Origin of the sequence: Phytoactinopolyspora endophytica, assembly GCF_004138495.1 — a bacterium.
GTDB classification, from domain to species: Bacteria; Actinomycetota; Actinomycetes; order Jiangellales; family Jiangellaceae; genus Phytoactinopolyspora; species Phytoactinopolyspora endophytica.
On sequence record NZ_ML142856.1, the window covers coordinates 194739 to 200278 of the forward strand.

The 5540-nt window shown below is 65.3% G+C and carries 5 protein-coding genes and 1 pseudogene; 1 reads left to right on the forward strand and 5 read right to left on the reverse strand.

Annotated elements, in window-relative coordinates; all coding sequences use genetic code 11:
* The 5 genes and pseudogenes from ELR45_RS35350 to ELR45_RS17260 form a co-directional block, all read right to left on the reverse strand.
* Positions 1–205 (reverse strand): annotated as a pseudogene (locus ELR45_RS35350) (branched-chain amino acid ABC transporter ATP-binding protein/permease); the annotation flags it as partial.
* A 35-nt stretch (positions 206–240) separates the two neighbouring features.
* Complete coding sequence (locus ELR45_RS17245; protein WP_129667495.1) at positions 241–1110, reverse strand: branched-chain amino acid ABC transporter permease; 870 nt, start codon at positions 1108–1110, stop codon at positions 241–243.
* A 6-nt stretch (positions 1111–1116) separates the two neighbouring features.
* A complete protein-coding gene (locus ELR45_RS17250) occupies positions 1117–2358 on the reverse strand; it encodes an amino acid ABC transporter substrate-binding protein (RefSeq protein ID WP_165367864.1) in 1242 nt (413 codons plus the stop codon).
* Positions 2359–2741: 383 nt separating this feature from the next.
* Positions 2742–3410 (reverse strand): cupin domain-containing protein, encoded by a 669-nt coding sequence (locus ELR45_RS17255; RefSeq protein ID WP_129667497.1) that lies wholly within the window; start codon positions 3408–3410, stop codon positions 2742–2744.
* A gap of 300 nt (positions 3411–3710) precedes the next feature.
* Complete coding sequence (locus tag ELR45_RS17260) at positions 3711–4610, reverse strand: aminoglycoside phosphotransferase family protein (protein WP_129667498.1); 900 nt, start codon at positions 4608–4610, stop codon at positions 3711–3713.
* Between the two features lie 226 nt (positions 4611–4836).
* Between ELR45_RS17260 and ELR45_RS35355 the strand changes: the two genes are divergently transcribed.
* The coding region (locus ELR45_RS35355) for a hypothetical protein (protein ID WP_205856752.1) at positions 4837–5540 on the forward strand (704 nt) is incomplete at its 3' end.

The window sequence follows — 5540 nt, forward strand, 5'->3', positions numbered from 1 at the left end:
CGCGGCGGCCGGCGAGGATCGCGGCCGTGTAGGCGCCGAGGCCCACGAAGACGCCCTGGCCGAAGCTGAAGTAGCCGCTGAACCCCGACAGAATGTTCCAGCTTGTCGCCTGCGCCGTCCAGAACAGGACCGTCGAGGCGAGCACCAGATAGAAGACCGGCAGCCCGATGGGCTCGCGAACGGCCACGACCGCCGCCAGCGCCACGTAGACCAGAGCAAAGCCGGCCAGCCCTCGCCCTATCACCTGACACCGCCGCGGGCGAAGAGTCCGTGTGGCCGGAACAACAGGGCGAGGACGATGACCGAGAACACGACGAACGGCGACAGAGACGGCGACCATACCGATGCCACAACCGCCGAGACCATCCCGATCAGGACGCCGGCCGCCAGCGTCCCCACGACGTGGCCGATCCCGCCGAGAATCACGACCGCGAACACCGTGCCGATCAGCTCGAACGGAGCCGTCGGCGTGAGCGACCTGCCGAGGGCCAGAAGCATGCCGGCGACGGCGGCACTGGCTGCGGACACCCCGGCGAGCAGCATCCCGAGGCGGCGATGGTCGATGCCGAACGCGGAGGCGACGTCTTTGTCTTGCGCGAAGGCTCGCATCGCGCGGCCGGGAAACGTGCGCTGCAAGGCCAGATGGGCACCACCGACGATGACCACGGCCGCCGCGAAGGCCAGCAGCGTCGACATCGGGAAGACGAACCGGCCGAGGGAGACCGATTGTGTCGCGTAGGGGTTGGCTTCCGCCGCCAGCCGCTGAAAGTCGGCACTCCAGATGTTGGTCACCACCTGCATGGTGATGATCAGAATGCCGAAGGTCACCAGCAACGAGCCGAACTCGACGACGCTGAACCGGTCGAGCGCCCACTGCAGCAGCGCTCCGAACGCGAACAGGGTAGGAACGGTGATGACCAGCGTGAGGATGGGGTCGAGACCCCAGGACGTCGTGATCTGAAACGTCAGATACGCACCGATCAAGATCATCCCGAAATGGGCCAGGTTGATGATCTTCATCATGCCCCAGGTGACGGAGAGACCCACAGCCATCACCACGAACAACCCACCGACCAGAGCTCCGTTGAGAGCTGCCTGAATGGTCGTCATAGGGCCTCAGTTATCCGCCAGCCTGAGCTGGGCCGCTGCACGATCTTCGGGCCAGACCATGACCCACTCGCCGTCCTGGACCTGTTTCAGGCCCTGGTTGCTCGGCCAGAAGTTGTTCACCTCGGGGTCGAACGTCAGCTCGCCGCTCAATGTCGTGTCGGCCCCGTTCTCGATCAGGTAGTCGCACATCGCCTCGTGATCGATCTCGCCGGCGCCCTCGACGGCGGCCACCAGGATCTCCCAGGCGGTCCAGGAGGATGCCGCCTGTGTCTCGAACGCCGTGTAGGGCACTCCGGCGTCCTCGGCTCGCGACTCGAAGTCGTCGACGATCTCGCGCACCTCCGGCTCGTACTGCTCGAGCACCGCCTCGTTCGGCTCGAAGGTCGACACCGACAAGACACCCTCGCCGACCCCAAGCAGCGGACCCGGCGCCGGGAAGAGGCTGAACAGCAGCGGCGGGCGGTAGTCGAGCTGCTCCATCGCCTCGATCAGCTCGACCGGCTCGACGCCGAGTCCGTTGTTGACCACGAGGTCCGGGTCGGCGTCGCGCACCTGAGCCGCGATCGGCGCCCAGTCGGTCGTCCCAGGCGGGTACCGGACCTCGAGCACCACATCGAGGCCCCGATCCTCCGCTATCGACACGGCGCCGACGCCGTCGACCTCCGGTGAGCCATAGCTGATGAAGTCGGTCGACCCGCTCTGGTGGGTCAGGATCGCGATCCGCTCCGGCGGGTCAGGGAGGCTGGCTACCGCGTCGTAGAGCTGCTCGGGAACGTAGACGTTGGGCTCCGGCCCGATCGACCAGGCAGGGAACTGGCACCGGTACGGCAGCAGCGGCGCCAGCACGGCCGTGTGCTGGGGCAAGACGAAGCCGTGGCGCTCGGCGATCGGGGCCGCCGACAGGATGTTGGGTGTGGCGTACGGACTCATGATGAGGTCGACCTGCTCCTGTGAGATGAGCCGTTCGTAGAGGTCGGCCACCTGGGCCTGATCCGACTCGTCGTCGAGGACGAGCCACTCCACCGGCCGGCCGAGCAGGCCACCTTCCTCGTTGAGCCGTTCGATGAACTGCTCACCGGCGACCTGATGGATCGCCGCCGTCGGGCCGAAGGCGCCGGTGAGCGAAAGACTCGACCCGACGACGATCGGCTCACCGCTAGGCGCCCCTTCCGCGCCTTCCGGTTCCGGCTGGGCGGCGTTGTCGTCGTCGCCACCACATGCGGCAAGGACCAGCGCCAGAGCCGCCACTGCCGAACTGTACATACGTGTTCGCGGCCTCATGTCTCACCTCGTCGTTGATGGTTCGACTGCCTTAAGTTGCGACGTCGCCAGCGGCAACGTCACCGTTGTCGAGGTGCCCGGCAGCACAGGCCTGCGCCGCACCGGCGGCGCCCAGGCCTGCTGTGGCCCCTACTGCCGCGCCGGTGGAAAGCAGACCTCGTCGTGATCGACCTGCAGTCCGCTTCCGATCGCGATCGCCGTCCTGACTCATCGGCCTGACACCGCCTTCAGACGGGGGTGGTACGTCCGGGAGTGGGGTGCAGCTTTGCCGCGTAGTTTAGCGTCACTAAACAAGGTGTGCAATAAACATGCACGCTTTCGTTAACACCAATTCGCCGTTCGACGGGAGATTACTCGAGAACGAACCAGACACCCACGGCCGGCTCGGCGCCCTCATTGCGGTAGCCGTGAGGCGTGCTCGAGTCGAACGAGATGGCATCGCCCGGATGCAGGTGATGTTCGTTGAAACCCAGCGTCAGGACTAATTCGCCGCTGATCAGGTAGCCGAACTCGGTCCCAGTGTGACGCATGAGCGTGCCCATGGTCGACGAGGCCCCACCCGGTTGGTAGGTGACGAGCAAGAAGTCGACGTGGACGTCGGGTACCTCACCCAGCAGTTCCCAGACGACGCCCGTCTCGAGGGTGAGCGCCTCACGCCCGTGAGGGTGCACGACCGGACCGACCCGCCGCCGATGGCCCGGCCGGGCCGCTCGCCTCGTGCTCATGTGCCGTTGACCGTCGGTGCCGCTCGTCGGCGTGGCCTGAGGCGCAGCCACCGGTTCCGGCTCCGCGGCCTCATCGGACACACCGGGTGCGAACAGGTCCTCGATCGAGATGCCCAGTGCGGTCGTGATGGCGTAAAGGGTGCTCACCGACGGCTGGCTCTTGTCGTTCTCGATCTGCGAGATGAGGCTGGCCGAAACGCCGATCTCGCCGGCCAGACCACGCACGGTCGCACCACGGCGTACGCGCTCCTCCCGGATACGTCTGCCCATCGGAGGCACAGCAGACGTATTCATGCCCTCTCCTCGACTCACGGACGGTGTCGAACGAACATTACCGCTGCCGTCACCGGCGGCGTGCTTCACCGGACTCACTCGCACCTCCAGTCGATGTCCGGTCAATTCGCCGGGCTAGGGTCGCCGCAGATCTGCATCTCCGCTTAACAACCAATGGTAAGTGCTATTAAACAATATGCATCGTCACCAAGGATGCGTATCGACGATGACGCGACCTTCCGAGCTGAGCGCGAGCAACTCCATAGCATCACGAACCGGCTGAACGTTCACGGTCGGGCGACAACCAGTACGCCGGGTGAATCACCGGGCTTCGGCAGCGATCGCACGAAGACGGTGCATGCACTCAGTCAAGAAGGATGGGAACGTATTCCAGTAATAGGAGACTCCGCTGATGCCTACGGCGATCGCCCAGGCGCGTGCTCGTAGCCAGGTGAGATCGTCGACATCCAGGGTGTTGCGGTAGGCATCGCGCGCAGCCGCAGGAAGATCCCATGTGACTGCATGCTCAGCGTCTGGGAATCCGACTGTCAGGCCACCGAAGTCAATCACGGCGTGCAGTCTGCCCTCGCGCACCAGGACGTTGGCCGGCCTGAGGTCGCTGTGCAGCCAGACGTGCGCCGCGGATGGCTCCGGCAGACTCTGCGCCTCTCGCCACAGCCGTTCAAGCACGTTGAAGTCGAGTTCAGCGCCGTGAGAACGAGCCTTGGCGAAGCATGATGTGATCCACTCATCCTTTGGCTGCAACAGGCCGCCACGGTACCCGCTCAGACCGTCGCTTCGGGTTGCGCCCATGAGATCTGTCGAGTGAAGACATGCAACGAAGGCAGCCAGGTCACTGCCATAGCGCTCCCAGTCATTGACGGTGCGATCTGCGAGGTCCTCGCCATCGATCCACGTATAGATCGCCCATGGCAAGGGGTAAAGCGGGTCCGGGCGACCAGCGTGTAGAGACTGAGGGATCGCAAACGGCAGCCGAGGACCCAGCCGCGGCAGCCAGGTCAACTCTTTCTCGAGGGCGGCAGCCTTCTCACGGGTGCGTGGAAGCCGCACAAGATATGCCTCACCGAGCCGGTACATGGTGTTGTCCGTGCCGCCGCCCACATGGGCGATGGCAAGCCCGGCAAGGTCGGGCCGCTGGGCATATAGCAAGGTGCGGATGATTCGCTCGTTGGTGGGAACCTCGTCCTCATGCAGGGTCACGGGTATAGCGTCACCAACCATGCCGGCGTCTGCCACCAAATTACGACGCAGACCTGTGGCAAAACGCGCTCGAGCTGCTGACACGCTGCACCGCAGCCGCCAGTGATGTCGACGGCCATCTCGCGCGCTCGGTGCGTCCGGACTTGTTTGGGAATGAGGATTCTCCGGCCATTTCGGGTCAGCATGGGCGGCGCTCGACACCCACCGAACTCCTGGAGATCTGAACATGCAACGTTCCTTGACGGCCGCCGGTCGCACTGTGCGGCGAACGGCTGTGGCCGTGGCGGCGGCCGGTATTGCGCTCGTCGCCTCCGCAGTTGTGGCGCCCGCAGCGTCGACCGTCCCTATTGGCGCCTACACCGGCACCAGCGACGCCTATACCGATGCGACCGTCGCCTTCGACGTGGACTCGGACGGGCGCATGTCCGGATTCGACACCGCCAGCTACATCCAATGCGGATGGTTCCCAACACCGATCGCCTGGGCCGATATGCCGCCCACCCCGGTCAACGCGGATACCCCGTTCGACGTCGAGTGGACGTTCAGCGATGTGGAGTACGAGCTGTCCGGCACCATCGACGCCAGCGGGAACGCCTCCGGTACCGGCAAGGCGAGCATGCCGTCGATCTCCTGCTCGGGATACGAGTTCTCCTGGACAGCCCAGGCGGATGACCCGGTCGTCTACGACCCCGACGCCAACGCCGACCCCACCGAACTCACCGTCACCGAACTCGCCGAAACCGGCGTCACTGTGACCGGCACCGACTTCGCGCCCGACTCCACCGTGACGTTCGAGATCGGCGGCAGCCAGGTCGAGACCAGCAACGCCGATGGCGACGGCGCCGTCACCTTCGACTACACGTCGACGACGCTCGGCACAGGCACCCACACAGCGACACTGACCAGCCCAGACGGCACCGCCGACACCAC

What these genes read in the sequence shown, in the direction of transcription:
- ELR45_RS17245 (WP_129667495.1), bottom strand. Translation starts at nt 1,110, where the DNA reads ATGACGACCATTCAGGCAGCTCTCAACGGAGCTCTGGTCGGTGGGTTG.
- ELR45_RS17255 (WP_129667497.1), bottom strand. Translation starts at nt 3,410, where the DNA reads ATGAATACGTCTGCTGTGCCTCCGATGGGCAGACGTATCCGGGAGGAG.